24 protein-coding genes are annotated in these 26,505 nt (G+C 64.5%); 8 read left to right on the top strand and 16 right to left on the bottom strand.

Features of this window, described 5'->3' with window-relative positions; genetic code table 11:
• Positions 1-14: 14 nt before the first annotated feature.
• Entirely contained in the window at positions 15-1,061 is a 1,047-nt protein-coding gene (locus LQK81_RS12565) for an ABC transporter substrate-binding protein (protein ID WP_230806649.1), read from the bottom strand.
• A 281-nt stretch (positions 1,062-1,342) separates the two neighbouring features.
• Between LQK81_RS12565 and LQK81_RS12560 the strand changes: the two genes are divergently transcribed.
• Positions 1,343-2,362 carry a LacI family DNA-binding transcriptional regulator gene (locus LQK81_RS12560; RefSeq protein ID WP_230806648.1) on the top strand — a complete coding sequence of 340 codons (1,020 nt, stop codon included), beginning with the start codon at positions 1,343-1,345 and terminating at the stop codon, positions 2,360-2,362.
• A gap of 32 nt (positions 2,363-2,394) precedes the next feature.
• On the opposite strand, the gene LQK81_RS12555 is transcribed toward LQK81_RS12560, so the two are convergent.
• From LQK81_RS12555 to LQK81_RS12495, 13 genes are all read right to left on the bottom strand, one after another.
• Positions 2,395-2,898 carry a flavin reductase gene (locus LQK81_RS12555; RefSeq protein ID WP_230806647.1) on the bottom strand — a complete coding sequence of 168 codons (504 nt, stop codon included), beginning with the start codon at positions 2,896-2,898 and terminating at the stop codon, positions 2,395-2,397.
• A gap of 21 nt (positions 2,899-2,919) precedes the next feature.
• Complete coding sequence (locus LQK81_RS12550) at positions 2,920-4,215, bottom strand: LLM class flavin-dependent oxidoreductase (protein WP_230806646.1); 1,296 nt, start codon at positions 4,213-4,215, stop codon at positions 2,920-2,922.
• An 8-nt stretch (positions 4,216-4,223) separates the two neighbouring features.
• The gene (locus LQK81_RS12545; protein WP_230806645.1) at positions 4,224-4,985 is read right to left on the bottom strand and encodes an ABC transporter permease; all 762 of its coding nucleotides are present in this window, start codon (positions 4,983-4,985) and stop codon (positions 4,224-4,226) included.
• Entirely contained in the window at positions 4,982-5,779 is a 798-nt protein-coding gene (locus tag LQK81_RS12540) for an ABC transporter permease (RefSeq protein ID WP_230806644.1), read from the bottom strand. Before LQK81_RS12540 ends, LQK81_RS12545 begins: the two co-directional genes overlap by 4 nt.
• The gene (locus LQK81_RS12535; RefSeq protein WP_230806643.1) at positions 5,776-6,801 is read right to left on the bottom strand and encodes an ABC transporter substrate-binding protein; all 1,026 of its coding nucleotides are present in this window, start codon (positions 6,799-6,801) and stop codon (positions 5,776-5,778) included. Before LQK81_RS12535 ends, LQK81_RS12540 begins: the two co-directional genes overlap by 4 nt.
• Positions 6,802-6,847: 46 nt before the next feature.
• A complete protein-coding gene (locus LQK81_RS12530) occupies positions 6,848-7,627 on the bottom strand; it encodes a class II aldolase/adducin family protein (protein ID WP_230806642.1) in 780 nt (259 codons plus the stop codon).
• A 22-nt stretch (positions 7,628-7,649) separates the two neighbouring features.
• Positions 7,650-8,489 carry an ABC transporter ATP-binding protein gene (locus tag LQK81_RS12525; protein ID WP_230806641.1) on the bottom strand — a complete coding sequence of 280 codons (840 nt, stop codon included), beginning with the start codon at positions 8,487-8,489 and terminating at the stop codon, positions 7,650-7,652.
• A gap of 388 nt (positions 8,490-8,877) precedes the next feature.
• Positions 8,878-9,816: a nucleoside hydrolase gene (locus LQK81_RS12520; RefSeq protein WP_230806640.1), complete on the bottom strand. Its 939-nt coding sequence runs from the start codon at positions 9,814-9,816 to the stop codon at positions 8,878-8,880.
• On the bottom strand, positions 9,816-10,745 hold the full coding sequence (locus LQK81_RS12515; protein WP_230806639.1) for a cupin domain-containing protein: 930 nt from the start codon (positions 10,743-10,745) through the stop codon (positions 9,816-9,818). The genes LQK81_RS12520 and LQK81_RS12515 overlap by 1 nt, the downstream gene beginning before the upstream one ends.
• Positions 10,745-11,998, bottom strand: a complete 1,254-nt coding sequence (locus LQK81_RS12510; protein WP_230806638.1) for a hydantoinase/carbamoylase family amidase — start codon at positions 11,996-11,998, stop codon at positions 10,745-10,747. The genes LQK81_RS12515 and LQK81_RS12510 overlap by 1 nt, the downstream gene beginning before the upstream one ends.
• Positions 11,999-12,003: 5 nt before the next feature.
• Complete coding sequence (locus tag LQK81_RS12505) at positions 12,004-12,882, bottom strand: alpha/beta fold hydrolase (protein WP_230806637.1); 879 nt, start codon at positions 12,880-12,882, stop codon at positions 12,004-12,006.
• A gap of 37 nt (positions 12,883-12,919) precedes the next feature.
• Positions 12,920-14,050 (bottom strand): pyridoxal phosphate-dependent aminotransferase, encoded by a 1,131-nt coding sequence (locus LQK81_RS12500; protein ID WP_230806636.1) that lies wholly within the window; start codon positions 14,048-14,050, stop codon positions 12,920-12,922.
• Positions 14,051-14,056: 6 nt separating this feature from the next.
• Positions 14,057-14,833 carry an SDR family oxidoreductase gene (locus LQK81_RS12495; protein WP_230806635.1) on the bottom strand — a complete coding sequence of 259 codons (777 nt, stop codon included), beginning with the start codon at positions 14,831-14,833 and terminating at the stop codon, positions 14,057-14,059.
• A gap of 295 nt (positions 14,834-15,128) precedes the next feature.
• Here LQK81_RS12495 and LQK81_RS12490 point away from each other — a divergent pair, with 295 nt between their 5' ends.
• From LQK81_RS12490 to LQK81_RS12460, 7 genes are all read left to right on the top strand, one after another.
• Positions 15,129-16,211 (top strand): ABC transporter ATP-binding protein, encoded by a 1,083-nt coding sequence (locus LQK81_RS12490; protein WP_230806634.1) that lies wholly within the window; start codon positions 15,129-15,131, stop codon positions 16,209-16,211.
• Between the two features lie 49 nt (positions 16,212-16,260).
• Positions 16,261-17,568 (top strand): extracellular solute-binding protein, encoded by a 1,308-nt coding sequence (locus tag LQK81_RS12485; protein ID WP_230806633.1) that lies wholly within the window; start codon positions 16,261-16,263, stop codon positions 17,566-17,568.
• 17 nt (positions 17,569-17,585) lie between these two features.
• Positions 17,586-18,542: a carbohydrate ABC transporter permease gene (locus LQK81_RS12480; protein WP_230806632.1), complete on the top strand. Its 957-nt coding sequence runs from the start codon at positions 17,586-17,588 to the stop codon at positions 18,540-18,542.
• Position 18,543: 1 nt separating this feature from the next.
• On the top strand, positions 18,544-19,389 hold the full coding sequence (locus LQK81_RS12475; protein ID WP_230806631.1) for a carbohydrate ABC transporter permease: 846 nt from the start codon (positions 18,544-18,546) through the stop codon (positions 19,387-19,389).
• A 3-nt stretch (positions 19,390-19,392) separates the two neighbouring features.
• Positions 19,393-20,214, top strand: a complete 822-nt coding sequence (locus LQK81_RS12470; RefSeq protein ID WP_230806630.1) for an alpha/beta fold hydrolase — start codon at positions 19,393-19,395, stop codon at positions 20,212-20,214.
• 25 nt (positions 20,215-20,239) lie between these two features.
• Positions 20,240-21,007 carry a GntR family transcriptional regulator gene (locus LQK81_RS12465; protein ID WP_230806629.1) on the top strand — a complete coding sequence of 256 codons (768 nt, stop codon included), beginning with the start codon at positions 20,240-20,242 and terminating at the stop codon, positions 21,005-21,007.
• A gap of 69 nt (positions 21,008-21,076) precedes the next feature.
• Positions 21,077-22,027 carry an NAD(P)-dependent oxidoreductase gene (locus LQK81_RS12460; protein WP_230806628.1) on the top strand — a complete coding sequence of 317 codons (951 nt, stop codon included), beginning with the start codon at positions 21,077-21,079 and terminating at the stop codon, positions 22,025-22,027.
• A gap of 9 nt (positions 22,028-22,036) precedes the next feature.
• On the opposite strand, the gene LQK81_RS12455 is transcribed toward LQK81_RS12460, so the two are convergent.
• A complete protein-coding gene (locus tag LQK81_RS12455) occupies positions 22,037-22,960 on the bottom strand; it encodes a response regulator transcription factor (RefSeq protein WP_230806627.1) in 924 nt (307 codons plus the stop codon).
• Positions 22,953-26,276 carry a hybrid sensor histidine kinase/response regulator gene (locus LQK81_RS12450; protein WP_230806626.1) on the bottom strand — a complete coding sequence of 1,108 codons (3,324 nt, stop codon included), beginning with the start codon at positions 26,274-26,276 and terminating at the stop codon, positions 22,953-22,955. Before LQK81_RS12450 ends, LQK81_RS12455 begins: the two co-directional genes overlap by 8 nt.
• Positions 26,277-26,505 lie beyond the last annotated feature (229 nt).

The following is a 26,505-nucleotide window of genomic DNA, read 5'->3' as shown; positions in this document are numbered from 1 at the left end:
ACACGACGGCGATGTTACTGGATGATGCCGAGCTTGCGGCAACCTTCGACATACTCGCCGGTGCAGATCTCCTCCGGCTTGTTGATGCCCTTGTCGAAGATCTCCGCCTTGATGTTCTCCGCCGTCACCACGGCCGGCACGAAGAGCTGCGAGGGCGTCTCGTAGAGCTTGTGGGTCGCTTCCGGCGTTTCGCCCTTCAGGAGCTTGACGGCGACGTTCGCCGCTGCCGCGGCCACGATTTCGGAGGGCTTCGAGATCGTGTTGTACTGGTCGCCCGAGATGATGAGCTGCAGCGCCGCGATCGTCGCGTCGTTGCCGGTGACCGGCGGCATTTCCTTCACGCCGGCAGCCTTCAGCGCTGCGATCGCGCCACCGCCCGTGCCGTCGTTGGCAGCCACGATGCCCTTGATCTCGTCGCCGAAGCGGGTGATCTGGCCGGCGGCCCATTCCTGCGCCTTCGGCGGCGCCCAGTCCGGCGTGTCGAATTCGGCGAGCGTCTTGTAGGGCGAAGCGTCGAGCGCGGAATCGATACCGTCGCGGATGAGGCCGGCGGCCGCATCGGTCGGCGAGCCGTTGATCTGCAGAACGCCGGCACCGTCGGGAACGCCCTTGGCCTTCAGGTGGTCGACCAGTGATTGCGCGATGGCCTGGCCGATGCCCTGGTTATCGAAGGAGACGTAATAGTCGGCCGGCTTGTCCGGGATCGGGCGGTCATAGGCGATGACCTTGACGTCCTGCGACTGGGCGATCTCGACGAGGGCAGCAGCGGCCGCGGAATCGACCGGGTCGAGCACGACGACCTTGGCGCCCTGCGCGATTACTGAGTTGAACTGCTGCTGCTGCAGCACCACGTCGGCATTGGCGTTCTGGTAGATCACCGTGCAGCTCGGGCACAGCTTCTCCATCTCGGCCTTGAAGCCGGGATAGTCGTGCTGCTCGTAACGGGTCGAGGCCTGGTCGGGCATCAGGAAGGCGACGGTCGCGTTTTCCTGGGCATAGGCGGCGCTGCCGAGCGACAGGACGATGCCGGTCGATGCGAGCAGATGGGAAAGCGTCTTCATTGGGTTCCTCCACGGTTGATTTTCCGCTCGTCTTCGCTGGCGACCTCAAGCCTCCAGAGAGACAGTCCCGACGTCTCCCGCGCCCCGATCGGCGCGCAGGAACCCCTCGCCGCGGCTTGCGCCACGACGTCCGGCTCATCGGTGCCCTGTCTGACTCCTCCCTTGGGTCAGCCTTGCTGTTCAAGCGACTTCATCGATTGAGCATGCGTGCTCAATCGATGAAGCAAGAATTGTCACCAAACCACATTGGTGTCAAGGTGGCGTCGAAACGGAGATGAAATGTGACCCGGACGACGCAGACGAAAAGGACGACCATCTACGACCTGGCGGAGCTGGCAGGCACGTCTGCCAGTGCCGTCAGCGCTGTCCTGAACGGCAACTGGAAGAAGCGCCGCATCAGCGCAAGGCTCGCCGAAAAGATCACCAGGCTCGCCGAGGAACAGGGCTACGCGCTCAACATGCAGGCGAGCGTGCTGCGCCGGGACCGCTCGAAGATCATCGGCATGATCGTTCCGAAATACGACAACCGCTATTTCGGCTCGATCGTCGAACAGTTCGAGGCGCTGGCGCGCGAACGCGGCCTGTTTCCGATCATCACCTGCACGATGCGCGATCCGGCGCTGGAGCTGGACGCCGCGCGCGCGATGCTCTCCTATCAGGTCGACTGCCTGATCGCGACCGGGGCCACCGATCCGGATCGCGTCATGGAACTGTGCGCCGCCGCCGGTGTCAGGACCGTCAATCTCGACCTGCCCGGCGCCCGGGCGCCCTCCGTCATCTCCGACAACCATGGCGGCGCGCTGGAACTGACGCGTCGCGTTCTCGCCAATTGCGAGAAGGAATACGGCGAGAAGACCCCGCTGCTTTTCGTCGGCGGCCGCGGCACGGACCACAACACGCTGGAGCGCGTGCGAGGGTTTCGCGACGCCCATGCCGAGGCCGGCGTGACCGTCGACGAGACGCTGGTGCTCACCTGCGGCTACGCCCCCGAAAAGGCGGAAAGCGCCATGAGGCAACTGGCGGAGCGCACAGGCGATCTGCCGCGCGGCATGTTCGTCAACTCGACGATTTCCCTGGAAGGCGTGATGCGCTGGATCCGCCGTTCCGGCCACTACGCCGACCGCGTGCCCCAGCTCGGATGCTTCGACTGGGACCCCTTCGTCGCCATGCTCGGCGACCATATCGAGATGGTCCGCCAGGACGTACCCAGGATGCTGGAGGCCGTCTTCGCCATCATCGAATCCGGCGCAACCGGGCCAACAGTCGTCCAGATCCCGCCGATCGTGGAGAAGACCGGCTGAGCCTTGAGCCGGATCCGACGCAGCCCGCGGCTCTATCCCGCACCGTTGATCGCCACATAGCGGCGGGCGCAGTAGAAGAGGGCGGCATCGCTATCGGTGGCGCGGATATCGATGACGCGGCCGAACAGGACGCGGTGCGTGCCCTCGTCGAAGGCATGCGACAGTTCGCATTCGAAGCTTACCAAAGCGTCCGCCAGCACCGGCGCGCCGGTCCTGCCGTCGATCCAGCGGCCGGCGGAGAAGCGTTCCGCCATCGCGGTCTTGCCGCCGAACAGGTTGGAGAGCGCCTCATGCCCCGGCGCCAGCGTGTTGACGCAAAAGAAACGCGCATCTTCGAAGGCGGGAAAACAGGAACTCTTCCGATTGATGCAGGCAAGCAGCGTCGGCGGCGTATCGCTGACGCTGCAGACGGCCGAGGCCGTAAACCCGAACGGGCCTTCCGCCGATCGTGTCGTCACGATGTTGACCGCCGCCCCGAGGCGCGACATGCCGTTGCGGAAATCCGCCGTTTCGATCGTGTCGAAGCTGTAGCTCATGATACCCACGTCTCCACCCCCTCAGCCGCGTTCCGGCCGTGCGAAGCCCATGCGGTCGCGCAACGTCGTTCCTTCGTACTCCGTGCGGTAGAGCCCGCGCTCCTGCAGGATCGGCACGACCATGTCGACAAAATCGGTCAGCCCGTCCGGGAAATGCGAAGGCATGACGTTGAAGCCGTCGGCCGCCCCGGTGGTGAACCAGGTTTCCAGCGTGTCGGCGACATAGTCCGGCGTGCCACACAGCACCCAGTGCCCGCGGGCGGCCGCCATCAGGTTGTAGACGTCGCGCAGGCGCATGTTGTCGCGCTTCGCCTTTTCCAGCATCACTCGGGCAAAGGCGTGGTAGCTGTCGGAGGGAACGAGGTCGGGTGGAATGGGACCGTCGAGATCGTGGACGCTCATGTCGATACCAAAGCGGTCGGAAAGCAACGACAGCGCATTGGTCTCGCTGACGAAGCCCTGCAACCGGGCCAGCTTGTCGTGCGCCTCGCGCTCGGTGCGGCCGACGATCGGCATCACGCCGGGCAGGATGACCATCGAATCTTCTGATCGCCCGTATCCCGCCAGCCGGTCCTTGACCGAGCGGTAGAAGACGCGCGCGTCGTCGAGATCCTGCGTCACCGAGAAGACGACGTCGGCGGACTTGGCGGCTAGTTCCTGGCCGGGACCGGAGCCGCCCGCCTGCAGGATGACGGGTTGCCCCTGCGGCGAACGCCCGATGTTCAGCGGTCCCTTGACCTTGAAGTGTGCCCCCTCGTGATCGAGCGGGCGGACCCTGGCCGGATCGATGTAGAGGCCCGTCTCGCGATCGGCGACGATCGCATCGTCCGCCCAGCAATCCCACAGCCCGCGCACGACGGTCAGGAATTCCTCGGCGATCTCGTATCGCTTCGAGTGGTCGGGATGAAGGGTGCCGAAGTTGGCGGCGGCCGTCGGATTGGCGGTCGTCACCGCGTTCCACGCCGCGCGCCCGCCGCTCAGATGGTCGAGCGACGCGAACAGGCGCGCGACCGTGAAGGGATCGCTATAGGTCGTCGAAACGGTGGCGCCGAGGCCGATGTGCGTGGTTGCGCCGGCCACCGCCGAGAGCAGCGTCAGCGGCTCGAGGCGCGCGGTATAGGACGGGTGGGCGGCCGGATCGGCATGAAGATTGTCGCCCATGAAGATCAGGTCGAACAGGCCCCGCTCGGCCTCGATCGCGATCTTCTTGACCATCCCGATGTCCTGGAAGCTGTCCATCGCACCCGGCACCCGCCAGCCTGCGACGTGGCTGCCAGTGCCCAGCAGGAAGAGGCCGAGGTGAATCTTGCGTGTCATGCTTTTGTCTATCTCCAGAACACGTAGCGCCGCTCGATGAAGCTGATGGCGCCGAAGAAGGTGAGGCTGATGGACGATGCAACGATGATCGCGGCCCAGACCTTCACGAAATCGATCTGCAGCACGGCCTGGTAGATGATCCAGCCGAGCCCGTCATAGGCGCCCAGCATCTCGGTTACGATGGCGACGATGACGCTGCGAACGGTGGAAACGCGCATGCCGGCAATGATCAGCGGCAGCGCGGTCGGCAGGCGCAGGCGCCAGAGCACCGCAAGCCGGCCGGCCCCGAAGGAGCGGATCAGGTCGACGGATTTGCGGTCGACGCGGTCGAGCCCGGCGATCGTGCTGAGAAAGATCGTGAAGCTGACGGCGACCGCCACCATCACGATCTTCGAGGCCATGCCCATGCCGAACCACAGGAGCACCAGCGGCGAATAGGCGACGACCGGCACCGAATTGATCGCGGTCGCCAGCGGCAGCACCACAGAGCGGGCAGCCGGGATCATGGTGACGAGTACGGCCGCGGCCATGCCGACCAGGCAGCCGATGACGTAGCCGGCAAAGGATTCCGCCGCCGTGTAGCGGGCGGCCTTGGCCAGGCTTGCGGCATCGTTCACCAGACCGCCCAGAATGCTGGTGACGGAAGGCAGCACGTAGGCCGGCAGGTTCAGCCCGCGCGCGGACAATTCCCAGATTGCGGCGACCAGGAGAGCACCGGCAAGACCGCGTCCGATCTGGCGCGCGCTGTCTGACTGCATGTAGGCACTCATTGCTCGCCTCCCCAGAATACGATCTTCCGCTCGGCAAGGGAGACGAGGGAATAAAGACCCATGCCCAGACAGGCGGAAACGACGATGGTCGCCCAGATGCCGACGACATTCTCGTTGTACATGGCCTGCAGGAGCAGCACGCCGAGACCCGTGGTATCGCCGAACCATTCGCCGACGATCGCGCCGACGAGAGCCAGCGAGGAGGCGAGCTTCAGCGCCACGAAAAGCTGCGGCAACGCGGCCGGCAGGTAGAGCCGGCGCAGAATCTGGACGTCGTTCGCGCCGAAACTGCGCATCAGCTGTACCTGACGTGGATCGACCGAGGAGAAACCGAGCAGCGTGTTCACGGTGACCGGCAGGAAGCTGATGTAGAAGGAGATGACGGCCTTGGCGAACAGCGTGTTGCCGAACCAGAGGACGACGACGGCGCCGAAGGCGATCACCGGAATGGTCTGCGACACCACGAAGAGGGGAAAGAACAGCTCCCTCAACGTCACCCAGCGATGGAAGATCACCGCCATCAGCACGCCGAACAGGCTGCCGGCGACGAAGCCGAGCGCGGTTTCCAGGAAGGTGCGCCAAAGCCCGGCCAGATAGGCGCCGGGCGTCGCCATGATGTTGGCGGCAATCGCGCTCGGCCGCGGCAGGTAGTAGGGGCGGATCTCGAGGGCCATGACGAGAACCTCGATCGCCAGCAGGCCCAGCGCCAGCCAGAGGACGGGTTTCACGGCCGCGTGGACCCTGCCCGTCGATGCGACGGGCAGGGTTGCGGCGGATGTGCTGACGCCGGTCACAGGCGCCTTTCCTCGGCCGGAATCGTGTCGATGAAGCTGGCGTTGAACGCGGCATCGAGATCGACCGGCTTGGAGATCACTCCATACTGGGCCAGCAGGTCGTTGGCGGAGCCGACAGCGGTCTTGTCGATGGTGAACAGGCCATCGGTCGAAGCCTTGCCCGCGGTCATCAGCGTCTTGACCTCGGTCAGCATGAACTCCTGCTGCGCGCGATCGAGCGTCGGCGAGATCTTCATGATGATGTCGATCGCTTCCTTCTCGTTGGCGAAGGCATCCTTCCAGCCCTTGACGCTGGCGCGCAGGAATTTCTCGATCAGTTCCGGCTTCTCCGCCGCAGTCTGCTCGGAGACGATCAGCGTGTCGCGCGGGAAGGAGACGCCGCTGTCTTCCGGCACGAACAGATCCAGCTTGTCCTTGCCGACGCGCTGGTTGATCACATAGAGCTCGTTGTAGCGGGTGGCGGTGACGACATCGACCTGGCGGTCGACAAAGGGCGTGACGGAGACCTGCTGCGGCTGGATATCGGCCTCCTTCGGATCGACGCCGACCTTGGACAGCATGGCCGACAGCACATGGTTGGCGCCGGTGAACCAGGTGGTGATCTTCTTGCCCTTGAAGTCGGCGACGGTCTGGACCGGGCCATCCTTGTGGGAGACGAAGACGAACGGCGTGACCTGATGCGAAACGCCGATGCAGACGATCGGCATGCCCTTGTCGCGGGCTGCGAACACGCTGTCGGTGCCGCCCGAGAGACCGAAGGTATCGGCGCCGGTCGCCACGAGGTTTTCCGTCAGGAGGTTCGGTCCACCTGGATTGATGGTGAGGTTGATGCCCTCTTCCTTGTAGTAGCCCTTTTCGAGGGCGACGTAGAAGCCGGCGAACTGGGCCTGGGTCAGCCACTTGAGGCGCAGGCTGGCATCGACCATGTCCTGGGCCGCGGCGGGAGCGGCGCCCATGCCGATACCCTGGAGACCGATGGCGGCGGCCGCGAATGCGGCGAGTACGTTACGTCTGTTAAGCATGGAACCTCTCTGTTGGTTTTATGTTTGTCGTTGACCTCCACCCAGCTTATTGCCGGTAGTCGGATCCCTCCCTGTCGAGCTGACGCAGGAAGGCCGGCCACTCCCGTTCGCCGGCAATGAGAATGTCGCCCTTGCTCTCCCAGAACTGGTGGGCCGCCTTCTCGCAAACCTCGTGCGGCGGCACGACCAGCTTCGCGCCGGACGCCGCGGCTGCCTGCAGGTCGAGCTGGATGCGGGCTGCGCGTTCGAAATAGTAGAGCAGCATGAAGGCTTCGCCCGGCGTACGGCCCACCGTCAGGATGCCGTGATTGCGCATCAGCATCACCTTGTTGCCCCCGAGATGACGGATCAGCCGCTCCTGTTCGTCGAGGTCGATCGCGACGCCCTCATAGCCGTGGAAGGCCTGGCGCTGGTAGAAGCGCATGGCGAACTGGCTGAGCGGCAGCAGGCCCTGTTCCTGGCAGGACACGGCCACGCTGGCGTCCGAATGGGTATGCAGCACGCATGCCGCGTCGTGGCTCGACTTGTGGATCGCGCCGTGGATGACGAAGGCGGCCTTGTTCACCGTGTAGGGCGTGTCGTCGAGCTTGTTGCCCTGCGTGTCGATCCGAACGAGGCTGGACGCGGTGATCTCTTCGAACAGGAAGCCGTAGGGGTTCAGCAGGAACTGGTCCTCATGCCCGGGCACGCGCATCGAGATGTGATTGTAGATCAGGTCGTCCATGCCGAGCCGGGCCACCATCCGGTAGCAGGCGGCGAGATCGACACGCGCCTTCCACTCGGCTTCGGGAATATGGTCGGGACGGCCGGAATAATGGTCGCTCATCGTTCGATCCTCGTCGTTCGTGTCAGTGTCCGGAAACCTGGAAGGATTTCATGCTTTCCTCCTCGATCGCCTCGAGCAGGGTCTTCTTGAGCGCGATGAATTCCGGAGAGGTCACGATGTCAGCCTTGCGCGGACGCGGCAGGTCGACGACCTGCTCGAGCTTTATGCGGCCGGGTCGGGCCGTCATCACCAGCACCCGGTCACCAAGGAAGATCGCCTCGTCGACGTCATGGGTGATGAAGAGCACCGTGCGCTTGTGTTTCTGCCAGACGTCCAGCAGCCAGCGCTGCATCATCGTGCGGGTCAGCGCATCGAGCGCACCGAACGGCTCGTCGAGCAGCATCAGGTCCCGCTTGAACAGGAAGGTGCGCATCAGCGCCACGCGCTGCCGCATGCCGCCGGAAAGCTGGTTCGGATACTGTGCCTCGAAACCGGCAAGGCCGAATTCGGGCAGCATTTCCATGGCCTGCCTGCGCGCCTCTGAGCGCGGCATGCCCTCGATTTCGAGCGCGAGGATGGCATTGTCGATGACGTTGCGCCACGGCAGCAGCAGGTCGCGCTGGGGCATGAACGAGACCTTGCCGAGCAGATCGGAAGCGGTCGAACTCACGCCCTTCAGCCGCAGGACATTGCCGGGATCCGGCTCCTCCAGCCCGGCCAGTATGTTGAAGAGGGTGCTCTTGCCACAGCCGGACGGCCCGACCACCGTCACCAGTTCCCCCGGACGGATGGAGACCTCGAGATCGCTGAGCGCCTTGACTGCGCCGAACGTCTTGGAGACATTCCGCAGTTCGATCAGCGGCTTTTCGCCCTCCCCCGTCACGGCAGGCTCAACGGCCTCGAGCTTGACATTCGTCGACATGGTCACCTTTCCACTTGAAAACCCGAGACGATCGATCAATCCCGTCGCATCGGCGGCGGCTCCGCGGGAACCTTCGTCTGACAGTGCCATCGTTCCTTGGGTCATTCTCTTCTCCTGCGCGTATGCAGTTCCGCATTGAAAGAATACAAGCAAGCCTCATGCCAGACCGTAACCGAAACAGACTTCCATGCAAGTGCCGGATATTCTGTCCGCGTGACGAATTCTATGGTCGAAAATCCCCGTTGTGAGCATGCCACCTCATAAAATTATACGTACGCTCGATAATTGCATGCAATTACATAATTGGTGCACGCAAAATATCCCATTTATTGTGCAGGCGATGATCGAAATAGAGGCACGTCAATTCGGCACCGCTGCGACGCGATGCTCACGACAGGGCCTGCTTCATCATGCGAAAGAAGCCGTCATTCGAAGCCTGCTCGACCACACGGGCATTGACCTTGTATTCCGGCCAGCGACTGCCGAGCACCGGCGGATGCACCGCCGAAAAGCCGCGGGTGATTTCGCCTGCGGTTTCGATCCGCACCACCGCGTCCCGGGCGGCCTCGATCAGCCCCGGATTGAGCGCCATGGCGCAGGTCAGCGAATCCGGATGCGTGCTCATCGGCCGACCATAACGCACCTCGGCCGTCTGCCGCGGCACGGCTGAAACCTTGCGGTAGAACTCCGAAAGCGGCGTGTTCATCGCGAAGATCTCGTTCAACTGCTCCGCCTCGAACAGGCTGGAGCGCATGGTCAGCGTCCAGGTCGACAGCGTGATCCTGAAGCCGGCTTCGAACACGATCTTCGCGGCCTCCGGATCGATGAAGAAATTGTATTCGGCACAAGGGGTTATGTTGCCGACGGAGTTGTCGGTGCCGCCCATGATCCAGAGGTGACGCACCGCCTTGGCGATCCGTGGCTCCTTCATCACCGCCAGCGCGATGTTGGTCAGCGGTGCCTGGGCGAGGATGTCGATCTCGCCCGGCTCGGCCATCACCTTCTCGATGATGGCGTCGACGGCATGCATCGTTTCCGGCCGCTGGCGGGCGATCGGCAGGTTGGCTCCGCTCATTCCGTCGTCGCCATGCATGGTCGAGGCCTCCCACGGCTTCACCATCGGGCGGCGCGCGCCGCAATAGACCGGCACCTTGCCGGAAAAGCCCGCCGCCTCGATGGTCGCAAGCGCGTTTCCGACCTGCTGATCGAAGGGGACGTTGCCGACGCAGACGCTGACCGCCTCCAGCGTCGAGCCGGGCGTCCGCATCGCCAGGAGCAGCGAATAGGTGTCGTCGCCCGCCGTATCGGTGTCGATGATCAGCCGCATCAGTAGAACTCGAAGCCCATCGTGCGGGCGTGATAATAGAAGCCGCCGTCCTGGACGATCAGGAACTCGGCCCGCGTCTTGCCATCGTTGTGATGGCTGTGCTTGGCGGCCGCCGGCGTGACGAGCGTGGCCCAGGGCGACCAGTCGCACTGCTGGTCCGCCACCATCGAATAGGCCGGATCGCCGGAAACGACGAGCGTGATGGCAGCCGAATTGTGCTTGTGCGGCGGCTGGAAGCTCTTCGGCTTCAGCGTGTTGAGCGAAAGCGTCATCGTCGGCGTGATGTTGCGGGCGGCCTCGGTCTTAGCCGCCGAGAAGATCAGCGCGTGGCCGGAAGTGCTGGCATTGGCGTTGGCGCTGTAGACCACGTCCAGTTGATGGGCGATCTCGCCCGCGGGATAGTGCACGAACGCGACGGCGGCTTCGGCACCGGTCACCGGCACGGAGGTATCGAACTTCAGTTGCGGGTCGTTGCCGACGGCCCAGAACACGCAGTCCACCTCGGCGGTGATCGCCGATGCGACGCCGCCCGGCAGAAGGAACACATCACCCTTGCCAAGGGCGGCCTTTTCCGCGCCGACCACGAGCCCGGCCTTGCCGGTGATCACATACCAGATCGAAGCCGTGTTGGTGAGTGTGGTGTCGAGCGTCTCGCCGGCCTTCACCACCGCGTAGCGTGCCAGCATCAGCGGCGTCGTCGCCGGGAAGCCGCATTGCATCTGGTCGGACTGGTCGCAATCGATGAAACCGGTCTTCTCCATCGCCATCGCCTTCGCCGGTTCGTCTACGAAGATATGGCCCGGCACCGGAGGAAGCTTGATGTTGAAGGCATTGCCGGAATTGAAGTAGCGGCTGCGCGCCTCGGCTTCGTTAGCCGGATTGCGCGGCAGTTGGACCGGCATTTCAGCCATGTCGTCGGCAGTGCTCATCATGCATCTCCTTGATTGTACGGAACGCCCGCTTCCTGGAGGAGCAGGTCGAGAAGAACGGCGGCGCCGGCGGCGACATGGGCGGGCTCCGCCCATTCGTCGGGATGGTGGCTGATGCCGCCTCGGCACGGGATGAAGATCATGGCGCTGCGGGTCAGCGGCGCCATCTGCCGGGCATCGTGACCGGCCGCCGAAAGCACGTCGAGCGAGCGCAAGCCGTGGCGATCGGCCGAAGCCCGGATCGCCGCCCTGAGCCCTTCGTCGAAGCCGTTCGACGGCGCATCGACCAGTCGGCGGATTTCAACCGCGCAAGCGCCGGCCTCGGCCAGCGCGATCGCCTCCAATTGCGCGCCGAAAGCACCAAGCGCGGCATTGTCGGGGTGCCGCAGATCGATGCGGAAGGTAACCCTGGCGGGCACGACCGATGGCGCGTTGGGCTCGACCACGACGCGGCCGATCGTGAATTTGACGCGGTCGTCACCGGCCATCGCCTCATGCATGCGCGTCGCCATCCGGGCGAAGGCCTGTACGGCATCCTGCCGCCGCTCCATCGGTTCGGTGCCCGCATGCGCCTCGCGGCCGGCCACCGACACTTCATAGGTCTTCTTGCCCTGGATCCCGGAAACGACGCCTATCACGGCGCCTGCTGTTTCCAGAACGTCTGCCTGCTCGATATGCGGCTCGATGTAGGAATGGATCGGGAAGCCGAGCGGCCGGCGCCCAATTTCCGGAAAGCAGTCGTGAACGCGCTTCAGCGCCTCGCCGACGCCGATGCCGTCCGCATCGCGAACCACCATCACGTCCTCGAGCGCACGCAGGCCGGCGAAGAGCTCCGAACCCATCATGCCGGGCGCGAAACGGCTGCCCTCCTCGTTCATCCAGCCGACGACGACGATCGATCGCTCCGGCACGAGCCCGGCCTCCGCGATGACCGTCGCCGCCTCGAGTGCGGCCAGCGTTCCGAACGCCCCGTCAAAAAGACCGCCCGTCGGCTGGCTGTCGATGTGAGAGCCGGCGACGACGGGCGCCAGGTGGGGAACGGAACCTTCAAGTGTCAGGAACAGATTGCCGGCTGCATCCGTGGAGGGCACGAGACCGGCCTCGCTTGCCCAGCCGATGATGCGCCGCCACGCCAGGATTTCCTCCTCCGACAGCGCCTGGCGGTTGACGCCGCCCCCCGGCAATGCGCCGTCTTCGCCGAGCGCCATCAGGCGCGCCCAGAGCCGGTCGGCGGAAATCCCGGGCCTTGCCATCGCCGTTACTCCGTCCGCATGACCTGGCCGGGATCGGCGCGGGGATCACGGACCTTCCATGCCCCCTGATCGACCTGGGCGATGAAGTCGGAGACGAGCGCGTTGAACAGCGCCGGCTCCTCGAGGTTCAGCGTGTGGCCGGTCTTCGGCAGGATGGCGAGCCCGCAGGCGGGCAGCATTTTCTTCAGGTAGATCGACGGCTGCAGGCAATGATCGTCCTCGTCGCCGGTCATCACCAGCGCCGGCACCGTCATCCGCTTCAACTCGTCCTCGAGATCCCAGAAGGACGGGCGGCGGCACTGCACGCCGCGCATGGTGTTGGCGGCGCCGATCGCCGAATGCCGCGACAGCCGGTCGGCGAAGGCGGCCCAGCCGCGCGGGTCCTTGTTCTGGAACTGCACCCGGCTCGCGCCGAGAGAATAGATCTTCGAGAAACCGGCCGGATCCTTCTCGAAGTTTTCCGCCACCTTCAGCGAGGTGTTGCGGAAATAGTCGGCGGTCTCCCGCTCCGTGCCGTAGCCGGCGCCGGCGATGGTCAGCGACAGCGCACGCTCCGGGAAGCGAAGGCCGAAATGCAGAGTGGCGAAGCCACCCATCGAGAGGCCGACGACATGCGCCTTCTCGATGCCGAGATGATCGAGCACGGCCACAGCGTCCTCGGCGGCGATCGCCTGCGAATACATCTCGACATCCGTCGGAATGTCGGACGGGGCGTAGCCGCGCGCCGCATAGGTGATGCAGCGGTGGCGACGCGCAAAGAAGCTCAGTTGCGGCTCCCAGGCATCGTAGTTTCCACCGAACTCGTGGATGAACAGGATCGGCGCACCGTCCGCTCCCGCCGTCTCGTAGTAGAGCCTCGTTCCATCCCTGGCGGTCGCATACATATGAAAGCCTCTTCGCGTGTCGAAGGAATAGCCGGCCCTAGAACAGGGCCGGTACGTCGTTGAGCGTGCGCGCGGTTTCGATATAGCGCGGCAGGCCTTCGCAGAAGCGCTCCGCCCAGGCACCCGGCACCGAGGTCGAGACCTTGATGAAGCGATCGCCGAAAGCGGCCGTATGATAGCGCCCCTGGCGGATCATCACGCCTTCGCGACGCGCAGCCTCGACGATCGCCTCCGGCGACACGCCGGTCGATGCCGTCTCCAGCACCAGGAAGTTGCCGTGCGAGACGGGGATCGGAACCGCGAGTCCCGCCGCCTTCGCCGCCTCGACGATGATCGCCTTGTTGGCGCGGTCGAGGCTGCGGACCTCCTGCATCCATTCTGCCTTGACGGCGAGGCCGGCCATCGCCGCGCGCTGGGCAACCACCGAGGCGCCGAGAACCGAGGTCGAGGCAGCGCCGAACTCGTCCACCAGTTTCGGCTCGGCGACGAGCGCGCCGATGCGCATACCGGCGAGCCCCAGCCACTTGGAGAAACTGAGCGACACCACGGTGCCCTCCGGCGCCACCTGCAGCACGGGCGTATGGCCATCGGCGAAATCGCGATAGGTGCAGTCGTGGATCATCAGCGCGCCAACCGAACGGGCGATCGCGGCGAAAGCCTCGATCTCCTCGCGATCGTAGCGGATGCCGAGCGGATTGTTCGGATCGACGATATAGATGATCGCGCAGCGCTCATCGACGGCGGCGCGCAGGGCGTCGGGCGTCAGCTTGTAGTTCACCGCCGGATCATAGATGGGGATCTGGATGACCTCGGCACCGGCCTGTTCGGCGAACAGGCACGGCCATTTCCAGGTGGGATCGGTGGTCACCAGCGTCGTGCCCGGCCGGGCGCGCGCCTTGCAGATCATCGCAAGCGCGTTGACGCCGCCCTCGGTCACCAGCGCTTCGGCCGCGCCGGCGCCCAGATCGGCGACGATGGCGCTGCGCAGCGCCTCGAACCCCATGGGGGGCGCATAGGCGTTGAACTCGCCGGCCTCCACCGAACGGACCATGGCTTCGGTGACCGCCGGATGGGCGGGCACGTGATTGGTGTTCTGCCCCATCCACGCCAGATCCGGCGTGGAGAACAGGTCGTCGAAATAGCGGTTGCGGGTGCGAGCGTCGGCCATGGCGGATCAGATCACCGAACCGCGCGCGGCTATACCGCCATCGATCGTCACGACCGTTCCACTGATGTAGCCGGCCTTGGGCGAAGCGAGGAAGGCGCAGAGATCGGCGACCTCCTCGGCCGTTGCCGGACGCTTGCCCGGATACTTCTCGTAGAGCTCCTCCCAGCGGGATTCGTCGCCCAGCATGTCGATGGCCTTGCGTTTCATGATCTTGAACATGCGCGGCGTGTCGACCGGGCCCGGGTTGACACCGACGACGCGGATGCCCTCGTCCATGCTGCGGCCGCCGAGCGCCTTGGTGAAGCTCATCAGCGCCGCGTTGCCCGTCGAGCCGGCAAAATAGGCGGCATCCCAGTTCTCGCCGGAATTGCCGATGACGTTGATGATGACGCCGCCCTTGCCCTTGCGCCGCTTCCAGAACTCGCGGGCGAGCGTGATGTAGCCGAAGACCTTGAGGTCGAAGCCGCGACGGATCGATTCGTCGGTCACGTCCTCGATCGAGCCAGCCGGGATGTCGCCGGCGTTGTTCATGAGGATGTCGTAGTCGCCGCATGCCCTGTCGAGTGCGACCATGGCCTCGGTGGTGCCGAGATCAGCCTCGTGCACCTTCACGTCGACCGGATACCGGGCCAACTCCCTCTTCAGTTCCTCCATCGCCGCGCCGTTCCGGGCGGCGAGGTGAAGGTGGCATCCTTCGGCCGCCAGCACTTTTGCGATCGCATGCCCGATGCCCTGAGACGCGCCGGTAATCAGCGCGGTCTTTCCAGCAAGACTAAGTTCCACCAGCATCTCCTATCTGAATACATATTTCAACATATTGCATACGATAAATTTTGAAGCTGTCCATGACTTTTTGGCGAACTGAGGAAATTTTTATCCACAAACCAGTCAGAAATAGGAATTTGCCTACTGCTTAGTCAAAGACTACAGGCAATCCGCCTCAAAAATTTGCACATCATCAATTTTCGCAAGAAATCGATATTTTGTATACGCATACGTATTGCGTGAATACGAAAATGCCATCACTGTCGCGAATAGCCCGACAGGGCGGAACCCAAAGGACAGCCGGAAAGATCCCATGGCAGACGTGTCCCTCAAGAATGTGGGCAAGACCTATGAAAGCGCCTCGACCAACACGATCGAGGATCTCAACCTGGACATTCATAGCGGCGAATTTGTCGTTCTCGTCGGCCCGTCGGGCTGCGGAAAATCGACGACGCTGCGGATGATCGCCGGCCTGGAGGAGCTCTCCGACGGCCAGATCTGGATCGGCGGCCGCCGGGTCGACGAACGGGAGCCGCGCGAGCGCGACATCGCCATGGTGTTCCAGAACTACGCGCTTTATCCGCACATGACGGTGGCGCAGAACATGAGCTTCGGCCTGCGCCTCGCAGGCATGGACAAGGCGGAAATCCGCCGCCGCGTCGAGGACGCAGCCCAAGTACTCGACATTTCGGCCCTTCTCGAGCGACGCCCCAAGCAACTGTCCGGCGGCCAGCGCCAGCGCGTCGCCATGGGTCGCGCCATGGTACGCGATCCCGCCGTCTTCCTGTTCGACGAACCATTGTCGAACCTCGACGCAAAACTGCGTGGTCAGATGCGCGCCGAAATCCGCAGGCTGCACAAGCGGCTGAGCGCCACCACCATCTACGTCACCCACGACCAGATCGAGGCCATGACGCTGGCCGACCGCGTCGTCGTGTTGAACAAGGGCAGGATCGAGCAGCAGGGGACGCCGCAGGAACTCTACGAACGGCCGGCTACCCGGTTCGTCGCCGGCTTCATCGGCAGCCCGACCATGAACTTCCTGCCGGCGACCGTCATGCGGACAGACGCCGGCGTGTCCCTCCAGATCGGCGACGTCGCGATCCCCGTTCCGACGGCCAGGGCGGAAGCGCTTCGGCGACACGTCGGCAAGGGCATCGAGATCGGCATCAGGCCGGAACATTTCCTCGCCGATGGCGCCGCAGCCTTCATCACGACTGTCGACATGGCTGAACTGCTCGGCCCCACGACGCTCGTCCACTTCACGCTCGCAGGCGTGGCCTGTTCCGCGATGCTGCCGCCCGAACTGGCCGTGCGCGAAGGCGGGGAGCAGGCGCTACGCGTCGCCCTCGACCGCATCTCGCTCTTCGATCCGGATACCGGCCGCGCCCTTTGAGACCGGAGCCCTCTACGCTCGCAGACTTCGATAACCAGGAGAACAGCCGATGAATGCTCGCAACCTATTCCTTGCCGGCCTGCTCAGCGCGACGGCGCTCGGTGGCACCGGGGCATATGCGCAGGACGCCGCCGCTGCCTGCGCCGGCGAGGAGGTAACGCTGCGCATCCTGCGCACGCCCGGCAACTATCCCTATCCGGCGCCGATGGAGGCCTGGCAGAAGGAAAACCCTTGCGTCAATTTCGAGATCAACGAAATTCCCTTCGCTCAGCTCGCCGACACCATTTCCGTCCAGGCCGCCAGTTCCAACCCGCCGGACATCCTCGTCTATGACGGTCCGAACACACGGTCCTACGCCGCCGCCGGCATCCTCCTGCCGATCACCAAATACCTGCCGGAAGGCTGGGACGAGGACATCCTGCCCGCCACCAAGGCAGAGCACAGCTACGAGGGCGAGGTCTATTCGCCGGGTATCGAGCAGACCACCGTCGCCATGTACTACAACAAGATGCTGGTCGAGGCCGCCGGCATCAAGCCGCCCCAGACCCTTGACGAGGCCTGGACCTGGCCGCAGGCGCTGGAAGCCTTCAAGGCCTGCCAGCAGGGACCGGCCGGCGCGCCGACCGTCTGGGGCCTCGGCCCGACCCGCTTCGGCAATGGCCAGCCGGGTCTCGTCTATCAGGATCTCATCTACCAGCGCTCTGCCGGCGATCCGAAGGCAGATCCGGATAGCAGCGCCTACAAGACCTTCTGGGCACTGTCCCCGGATGGCAACTCGGTCGAGGGCTACCTGAACACCCCGGAAGCCATCGAGGCGCTGACGTTCTACCAGTCGCTTTTCAACGCCGAGGGCGTGGCGCCGAAGGTCGGCATCCCCAACGCCTTCTTCGACGGCAAGGCCTGTTTCTACATCGACACGCCGGCCGCCGGCAGCGCTCTTTTGAAGGATCCGAAGATCGAGTGGGGCATCACGCCGATCCCCTATTTCAAGACCCCCGTCGTCCACACCGGCTCGACGACAATCGGCGCCACCGCCCGCTCCAAGCATCCTGAGATCGCCGCCAAGTTCGTGGTCGACATGTCCTGGGGCGAATATGCCTACATGAACGTCAGCCAGCGCGGCAACCTGCCGACGCTGAAGAGCCTGTTCCCCCGCTTCGAGGTCTACGGCAACTATCCGATGAAGGTCTTCATCGACCAGTTGCAGGAATGGGGCCAGCCGCGCCCGCCGGGCCCGAAGTTCGCCCAGTATGACAAGCTGGTCACCGACGCGCTCCGCGCCGTGGCCTTCGGTGGCGATCCGGCCGAGCTGATGGCCGACGCCGAGAAGAAGGTTCAGCGGGTCCTCGACCGCTAACAGCAATGGATACAGGCATGCCGGCTTCGAATACCCTCTCCGCGGCCTCGGCCACAGGCTCGATCCAGCCGAAAACCGGGACGCGCAAACCTGCAACCAGGCGGCAGAAGCGCGACTGGATGTTCGCCGCCGGCTTCCTTGCGCCCTTCATGATCCTGCTGCTGGTCTTCCAGTACCTGCCGCTCCTGGTGATGGCCCGCAACAGCGTCTACGACTACAGCCTGCTCAACCCGGCGGCGGCAAAGTTCGTCGGGTTGCGCAACTTCACCGACATGATCGAATACGAGGATGCCGCGATTTCCTTCGGCGTCACCTTCCTCTTCGCCCTTGGCGTCGTGCTGCTCGTCATCCCGGTCGCCTTTGCACTCGCCCTGTTCCTGAACTCGAAACTCCCCGCCCGAGGTCTCGTCCGCACCGTGATCATGCTGCCGGTCGTCACCTCATCGGTGGTGGTCGCAATCATGTGGTCCTTCCTGCTCGACCCCTCCAACGGCCTCATCAACGGCGTTCTGAACATCGCAGGCATCGGCAACCAGCCCTTCCTCACCTCGACGGACCAGGCGCTTCCAGCCCTTGTCGCCATGACCCTCTGGCAGCAGGTCGGCTTCGGCGCCATCCTGTTCCTCGCGGGCCTCCAGGGCCTGCCCGTGGAGTTGACTGAAGCGGCCCGCATCGACGGCGCGACGCGTCGCCAGGTGCTATGGAACGTCACCATTCCACTTCTGTCGCGCACCACCCTCTTCGTCGTGGTCATCATGACCGTGTTCTCGCTGCAGGCCTTCGCACCCGCCTTCCTGATGACGCAGGGCGGCCCGCAGGAAAGCACGAACCTGATCGTCTACCACATCTACAACTCCGCCTTCATCATGCAGCAGGCCGGTTATGCCTCCGCGCTCTCCGTCGTTCTGCTGCTGGTGGTGCTGGCCATCTCCATGGCCCAGATGGCTCTCTTGCGCTCCCGCTGGAACTACTGACATGAAGAGTACCCCTCTCCGGCGCGGCCTCTTCGTCGCCCTCGTCATCGTCCTGATCCTGTGCTGTTTCCTTGCGCCCTACGCCTGGATCGTCGCCTCCTCGTTCAAGAACCAGCTCACGCTGTTCAACGACGTCACACCCCTGTCGTGGAAGGCCTTCTTCCCGGTCGGCGGCACGTTCGAGAACTACCGGACCCTGTTCGAGCGCACGAACGTGCTGACTGCGCTGCTCAATACCGCCATCGTCTCCGGCGGCCAGGTGGCGCTGACGCTGCTGCTCTGCGCCATGGCGGCCTATTCGCTGACCCGGATCAAATTTCCGGGCGCCAGGATCGTCTTCGTCCTGATCCTGCTCACCTTCCTCCTGCCGATCGAGGCGATGATGGTGCCGCTTTACCAGGTCGTCTCCGGCCTCGGCCTGTCGAATACGCTCGCTGGCGTCATGATCCCGTGGATCGCCAGCCCCTTCGGCCTGTTCCTGCTGAAACAGGCCTTCGAGGAACTGCCGGTGGAACTGGAAGATGCCGCCCGCATCGACGGCGCCGGCCATGTGCGCATCTTCTTCTCGATCGTGCTGCCCAACGTGAAGGTGCCGATGCTCACTCTCGGCCTCATCACCTTCCTGTTCTCGTGGAACAGCTTCCTCTGGCCGCTGGTCATCGTGCAGGATCCGGCCAACCAGGTCATCCAGGTGGCGATCGCCCAGCAGGGATCACCCACCCAGCTTCCCAACTGGGGCGAAACCTTCGCCGGCGCCACCGTCGCCACCCTGCCGCTGATCCTGCTGTTCCTGGCCCTGCAGAAGTATTTCACGCAAGGCATGACCACCAGCGGCATCAAGGGCTGACCCATGACCGGAGCCGTCGAACTCATCCCCCTCGACGCCCCGATGGGCGGACAGATCGGCTATCGAACCTTCGGCAGGGAGGGCGACTGGCTGGTGCTGATCCACGGCTGGTGCGGCAGCGTCGGGCACTGGGACATCATCGCGCCGGAGCTGGCCCGCAGGCACCGCGTCCTCGCAGTCTCCCATCCGGGCTTCGGCGGCATGGCGCCGCCGCCCCGTTCCGGCCAGACGATCCGCGCCATGGGGGCAGCCGTCGCCCGCGTGCTGGATCACCTGGACATCGGCGGCGCCGTTCTCGTCGGCCATTCCATGGGCGGCCCGATCATGACGGAGGTGGCGATCGCCGTCCCCTCACGGATCAGGGCCCTGATCGGCCTCGACACCCTGACCGATCGGGACTACTACGGCCGCCTTTCCGACCGGGAGATCCGCCGGCGTCACGAGGCGTTCGCGATCGACTATGCCGGCTGCATGCGCGCCATGGTGGACGCCATCGTGCACCCGTCCACGGCCGAGGCCCTCCGGCAGTCGATCACCGACGGCATGATCGCCGCTGCCCAGGCGGATTTCGCGCTCGACGTCAAGGACGACCTCTTCGCCTGGAACGTCGAGGATCGCTGGCCGCTGGTGAGGCGTCCGGCACTGATGCTCAACTCGCGCTGGGTCGCGCGGCTCGCCCATCCCGATCCGTTGCCCTGCTTCCGGGATACCGAAGTCGTCACCTACGACTCCGGCCACTTCCCGATGGTCGAGGCGCCCGCGATGATTGTGGAAAAGATCGAAACTTGTATCGCGCGCCTGGTATACCGGGAATCCGTACGTTGAATGCATGAGTGAAAGAAAAGTATAAATGGCGCCAGAGAAGTTCCGATTGTCCGCTCCGCGGAACGTGAGAGGAGTACTGGATTTGGATCAGGATGAGACGCGCTTGCCCGAGGCGGCAAACAGCTCGCGCGCACCGACCCGCTCGGGCGAGTTGCGCGAGCAGCTCGAACTGATGATCCTCGACGGCCGCCTCGCCCCCGGCGAGCGGTTGGACGAAATGGACCTTGCCCGCCGCTTCGGCCTGTCGCGGACCCCGGTTCGGGAGGCCATCAAGGCCCTGCTCGCCATCGGTCTCGTCGAGACGCGCGGCCGCCAGGGCACCCACGTCGCCGTTCTGTCCATCCCGGCCCTCATCGAGATGTTCGATGTCATGTCGGCGCTCGAAGGTCTCTGTGCGCGCTTTGCCGCGCGCCGCGCGACAAAGGCCGAACGCGCGGCCATGCGCAAGGTGCACGAGGACCTGGTCAAGGCCTACGAGACCGGCGACCCGCTGGCCTTCTACAATGTCAACCAGCAATTCCATGACCTCCTCTATGAGGCCGCACACACCCATTTCATCGCCGACCAGGCCATACAGCTTCGCCGTCGCATCGGTGCCTACCGCATGCGCGCGACCTATCAGCCCGGCCGCATGCTGAGCACGCTGAGCGAGCACGTGCGCATCATGGACGCGATCGATGCCGGCGATCCGGAAGCGGCCCACAAGGCCGCGAGCGAACACGTCCAGCTCCTGGGCGACCAGTTAACCGACTTCATCTCCTCGCTTCCCGCCAATATGAGCCGGGCAAAATAAGCAGGACGACCGCAAACCAGATGTCACGAGCGGCCGCACCGGCAAGGCTCGCACGTCGGAGGAACAGCCATGCACACGGCGAGGAAACCCGTCATCGTCAACCACCTGGGCGCGGATTTCGGGCGACGTATCGCACAACACCCGTCCGCGCCCGTGGTCATCGACGATCCGTTCCCCGCAGAACCCTGGCGCATAGCGGCCGAGGCCGAGATTCTCGCGACGGGCAGCTTCACGGCATGGCGGCTGACGCCGCAGGACTGGCGGTTCGCCGCAACGCTGAAGTGGGTCCAGACCCAGTCGACCGGCGTCGAGAATTTTCCGCCGGTGCTGCTGAAGGATCGTGTCATGACGTGCGGGCGCGGCGTGAATGCCGTCCCCATCGCCGAATTCGTCTTCGCCGCGATGCTCCGCATCGAAAAGCGGCTGGAGGACACGCGCGCCCGCGCGGAGGCAGACTGGACGCCGCACGATATCGGCCGCCTCTACGGCAGGACGCTCGGCCTTATAGGCTATGGTTCGATCGGCCAGGCGATCGCGCGGCGCGCCCGCGCCTTCGACATGAAGGTCCTCGTCAGCCGCCGCTCGCCGTGGCAGGGCGAGGACGGCATCATCGCCTGCGGCAGCGTCGCAGACGTCTTCGCCGCTGCGGATCATCTCGTCGTCGCCGCTCCGCTGACGCCCGAGACAGCCGGCATGATCGACGAAGCCCTGTTCCGCGCGGCAAAGCCGGGCCTGCATTTCATCAACGTTTCCCGCGGCGGCCTCGTGGACCAGGACGCGCTGATCCGCGCACTCGAGGCCGGCACCATCGGACAGGCGACCCTCGACGTGACCACGCCCGAGCCCCTGCCGGACGGGCATCCGCTCTACGCGATGCCGAACGTCGTCATCAGCCCGCACATCTCCTGGGCCGGCGGCGACCAGGATGAGGCCATTCGCGAACGCTTTCTCGCCAATCTCGACGCCTATCTGGCGGGACGCCCGCTTTCATCCGTCGTCGACCCGACATCCGGTTACTGAGCGCGGGGATCAGGTGTCTCGCCAGAGCACCCTGACCGCCATCGTCGCGGCCGAGGTTCGCTTCTCCACGACAAGCTTGTTGAATATCTGCTCCAGATGCTTGTTCACCGTGCGCGGCGACATTTCAAGGATGTCCGCGATCTCCTTGTTGGCCTTGCCGTGCGCGATCCAGAGCAGCACCTCCGCCTCGCGCAGCGTCAGCCCGAAGGCTTTGGCGAGTTGCTCCTCGTCGGTGCCGCGGTGCCGGTCGACGAGGCGCAGCAGCACCTCCTCTCCGTCGCCGGAGAGGACACGGAACTCCAGGTCCTGGCCATTGCGCGAATAGCGAAACGCCTCCTGCAGGACCGCAGATGCCGCCGGCTCGCCGCTGGCGCCTAGCCATTCCACCACCTCCCAGGGCAAATAGGCGCGCTGGTCGGAGCGGATTCCCGCCCGCTGCATCAGGTCGGCAGCCTGCTGCGTCGACCAGAAGATCCGGCCGTTGCGGTCACAGGCGACGATCCAGCGTCCGGTGGAATCGAGCGCGCGCCGCGCGGAGCGCGCCCGTCGCGCATTTCCGAGATGGACGCGCATGCGCGCGAACAGCTCGTTCAGCTCGATCGGCTTGCTGACGAAGTCGACCCCTCCGGCTGCCAGCGCCCGCACCACGTGCTCGCTCTCGTTGAATCCGGTCATGAAGATGATCGGAATGTCCTCGAAGCCGCGCTCGGCCTTCAGGATCTGGCAAGTCTCGAAGCCGTCGAGGCCGGGCATGACCGCATCCATCAGCACGATGTCGGGCGAGCTCGAATTGGCGAGCGAGATCGCCTGCCGGCCGCTGTTGCAGGTGAGCACGTCCATACCCTCCAGCTTCAGCGCGTCGGAGAGCATGAACAGAGCATCGGGCGAATCGTCGACGACGAGCACGCGGCTGGTATCCGCAACGTCAGGCATTCTTCACCTCCTCGATCACGGCCAGGAAGTCGCGAAGCCGGTGGTTGGCAACGAGAAGCCGCATGTGGGAACAGAACCGCGCCGTCGCCGGCGAGGATGTCTCGATATCGTTCAGCATCGCCTCGATCGAACGGACGAAGCCGGTTTCGCCCAGCGTGCGGAGCTGCTTGAGTTTATGCGGCTCGGGCAGTTCCTCGGCGATAAAGTTCTGCTGCAGCTCGGCCTCGATCGCCCCCTCGCCCGCATGCACCCACGTCAAAGGGACAAGCGTGGCAAACCAGTCGAACAGCTCGTCGAAACCGAACGGCTTGATCAGGTAGGCGTCGCAGAGGCCGGCATAGTCCGGCTTCGTCCGTTCGTTGCCGGCGTCGGCCGACAGCATGATGATCGGCAACTCGCGGCCGATCCGCTTGCGCACCTGCCGCGCCACGTCCCAGCCGGACATTCCGGGCATGGCGATGTCGAGGACGAGGATGTCCGGCCGGTAGAGCGACAGCGCCGAAAGGCACGCCTGTCCGTCGGCGGCAGTTATGACGATGAAGCCGAGCGGCCGCAGCACGTCCTCCAGAAGCGCCCGCTGGTTCCCGTCGTCGTCGGCGACGAGCACGGTACGGCGGGCTCCCTCGTAGCCGCTGATGCGCGACACCATAGCCGGCGCGTCTTCCAGGCCGGCCGCGGCGGAGAGATGCAGTCGCACGCAAACATAGGTGCCGGCTCCGGGCATGCTGCGCACCACGAGCTCGCCGCCCATGATCTCGACCAGAAGCTTGGTGATCGTCAGCCCGAGCCCGGTCCCCGGCGGCCGGTTGGCGTCGCCCGCCTGCTCGCCGCGCTCGAATGGCAGGAACACCCGTTCGATGTCAGCCTCGGGGATGCCGACGCCGGTGTCCTCGATCTCGAAAGTCGCCACCTGGCCGCGATAGGTCACGGTCAGGCTGACCTTGCCGTGGTCGGTGAACTTGATCGCGTTGGACAGGAGATTGATCAGCACCTGCCGCAGCCGCTTCTCGTCGGTGACGACGTAATCCGGCATCGAGGAGCTGGCGCGGAATTCAAAGTCGATCCCCTTCGCCTGCGCCTGCAACGTCAGCATGTCGACGATCTGGTCGAGGAAGGGCCGGAGCGCGATCTTGTGGCGGAAGATTTCCAGCCGCCCCGCTTCGATCTTGGAGATATCCAGCAGCCCCTCGATCATGTCCGCCAGGTGCTCGCCGCTGCGCTTGATCGTGCGGGCCGCGTTGTTGATGTAGACGGGCATTCCCTTCTGCCGCTCCAGCAGTTGCGCATAGCCGAGGATGGCGCTGAGCGGCGTGCGCAGTTCGTGGCTGAGCCCGACGACATACTTGCTTTTCGCGATATTGGCCTGCTCGGCCACCTCCTTCGCCTTCTGCAGCTGCCGGTCGGTTTCCTCGTGCGCCTGGATCTCGTCCATCAGCAGCCTTGTATGCTTGCGCGCCTCGTCCTCGGCGAAGTTGCGGCTCTCCTGCGCCAGCACGAACAGCCAGACGATGATGCCGGCAATGATGAAGACGATGATGAAGAGCTTCCAGAGAACCGTGGCGATCTGGGTGGACGGCAGGGTCTTGTCGAGGCTGCTCTGGAAATAGATCAGCCAGAACACCAGCCCGATCAGCGCCGTCACCACGGTGAGCACGGCGAGATAGCGGGCGAGCCGGCTTTCGAGGAAGGCCGAGAAACGCCCGGGCAGGAAGGCGACCGCGAAGCCGCGCAGCTGCTGCATGAAGCGCGCGTCGGTCTTGCAGGCATCGACGCAGCGCGCATCGAGCGAGCAGCACAGCGAGCAGATCGGCCCGGAATAGATCGGGCAGCGCGCCATGTCCTCGCTGTCGAAATGATGCTCGCAGATGCAGCACTCGATCGCCTGGCCGCTCCTCCAGTCCGCCGAAGACTGCCGTGCGATGTAGTAGCGCCCGCGCGTCGCAAACGCGAGCGCCGGCGCCAGCACGAAGGCCGAGACGAGGGCTACGTAGATGTAAATCGCTGCAAGTGTCGGCCCGAACACGCCGAAATAGGCGATCAAGCCCGCAAGGGCCGAGATCGACATTGCTCCGAAGCCGACCGGATTGATGTCGTAGAGATGCGCCCGCTTGAACTCGATCGAGCGCGGCGACAGCCCCAGCGGCTTGTTGATGACGAGGTCGGCGACGATCGCGCCCATCCAGGAGACGGCGAGGATCGAATAGAGCCCCAGCGTCTGCTCCAGCGCCTTGTAGACGCCGAACTCCATCAGGAGCAGGCCGAGCATGACGTTGAAGACCAGCCAGACGACGCGGCCGGGATGGCTGTTGGTGACATTGATCTTCAACTGGCAGATGACGACGAAGATGCCGGCGACGCCCAGCGCCAGCTCCGGCGAGCCGAGCATCTCGCGAAAGACGCTGAGATACATCTGCGTCGGATCGGAGGCATCCTTGAAGTCGACGCCATGCTGGAAGGCGTAGTAGGCGAGGAAGGAGCCCGCCAGGATCTTCAGCCCCCCGATCACCATCCAGCCCGGCCCCGCCACCAGCAGCGCCGCCAACCAGCGGAAGCGGTTCGCATGGCTGCGCCGCGGCAGGAAGCGCAGGAAATCCACCTGCTCGCCGATCTGCGCCACCAGCGAGAAGATGACGGCGGAGGCGGCGCCGAAATGCACGAGGTCGATGCGGCCGTCCGGATGGCCCCACAGCCCCGAATAGCCCGTCCACTGCCGCACCGACGGGTGGCTCTGCGAGGCGATGAAGACGAAAGGGGCGAGCTGGAGCACCACCCAGAACGGCTGCGTCCACGCCTGGAATTTGCTGATGAAGGTGACGCCGTGGGTGACGAGCGGGATGATCACCAGCGCGCTGACGATATAGCCGATCGGCAGCGGCAGGCCGGTGCAAAGCTCCAGCGCGGTCGCGATGATCGCCGCCTCGATGGCGAAGAAGATGAAGGTGAAGGTCGCATAGATCAGCGAGGTCACCGTCGAGCCGATGTAGCCGAAGCCGGCGCCGCGGGTCAGAAGGTCGATGTCGACGCCGTACTTCACTGCGTAATAGGCGATGGGGATGCCCATCAGGATGATGATGGCGCAGGATACGGCGATGGCGGCCAAAGCATTGGAAAAGCCATAGTTCAGCGTGATCGCGCCGCCGATCGCCTCCAGTGCCAGAAACGAGATCGCCCCGATCGCGGTGTTGGCGATGCGCCAGTTCGAGAAGCGCCGCACCTTGTAGGCGGTGAAGCGCAGCGCGTAGTCCTCCAGCGTCTGGTTCGCCACCCACTTGTTGTAAGTGCGCCGGTTTCTCGGAATGCGCTGCGCCGTGTTCAAGCCTGATGCCCTCTCATGCTCCGCCCGGCATTTTTCGCACCGCAACACAGCCCTCACCCGCCTGAGTGGAAGCAAGTTGCATTCCAGTTCCCCACAGATGCTCAGGCGGGAAAATGACGGAGGCGAAAAGGCCAGCCGGGAAATTCGACCCTCGGGATGTTCCCCCTTTTTATTCAACGAAATAGATGCATTCCTTCGGATCGATGCCTGCATGCTACGGGCAAAACGT

This window comes from Rhizobium sp. GN54, assembly GCF_021026345.1.
Lineage (GTDB): Bacteria > Pseudomonadota > Alphaproteobacteria > Rhizobiales > Rhizobiaceae > Mycoplana.
The sequence above is the reverse complement of the archived record's forward strand: the minus strand, read 5'-3'. Positions and strand labels throughout refer to the sequence as shown.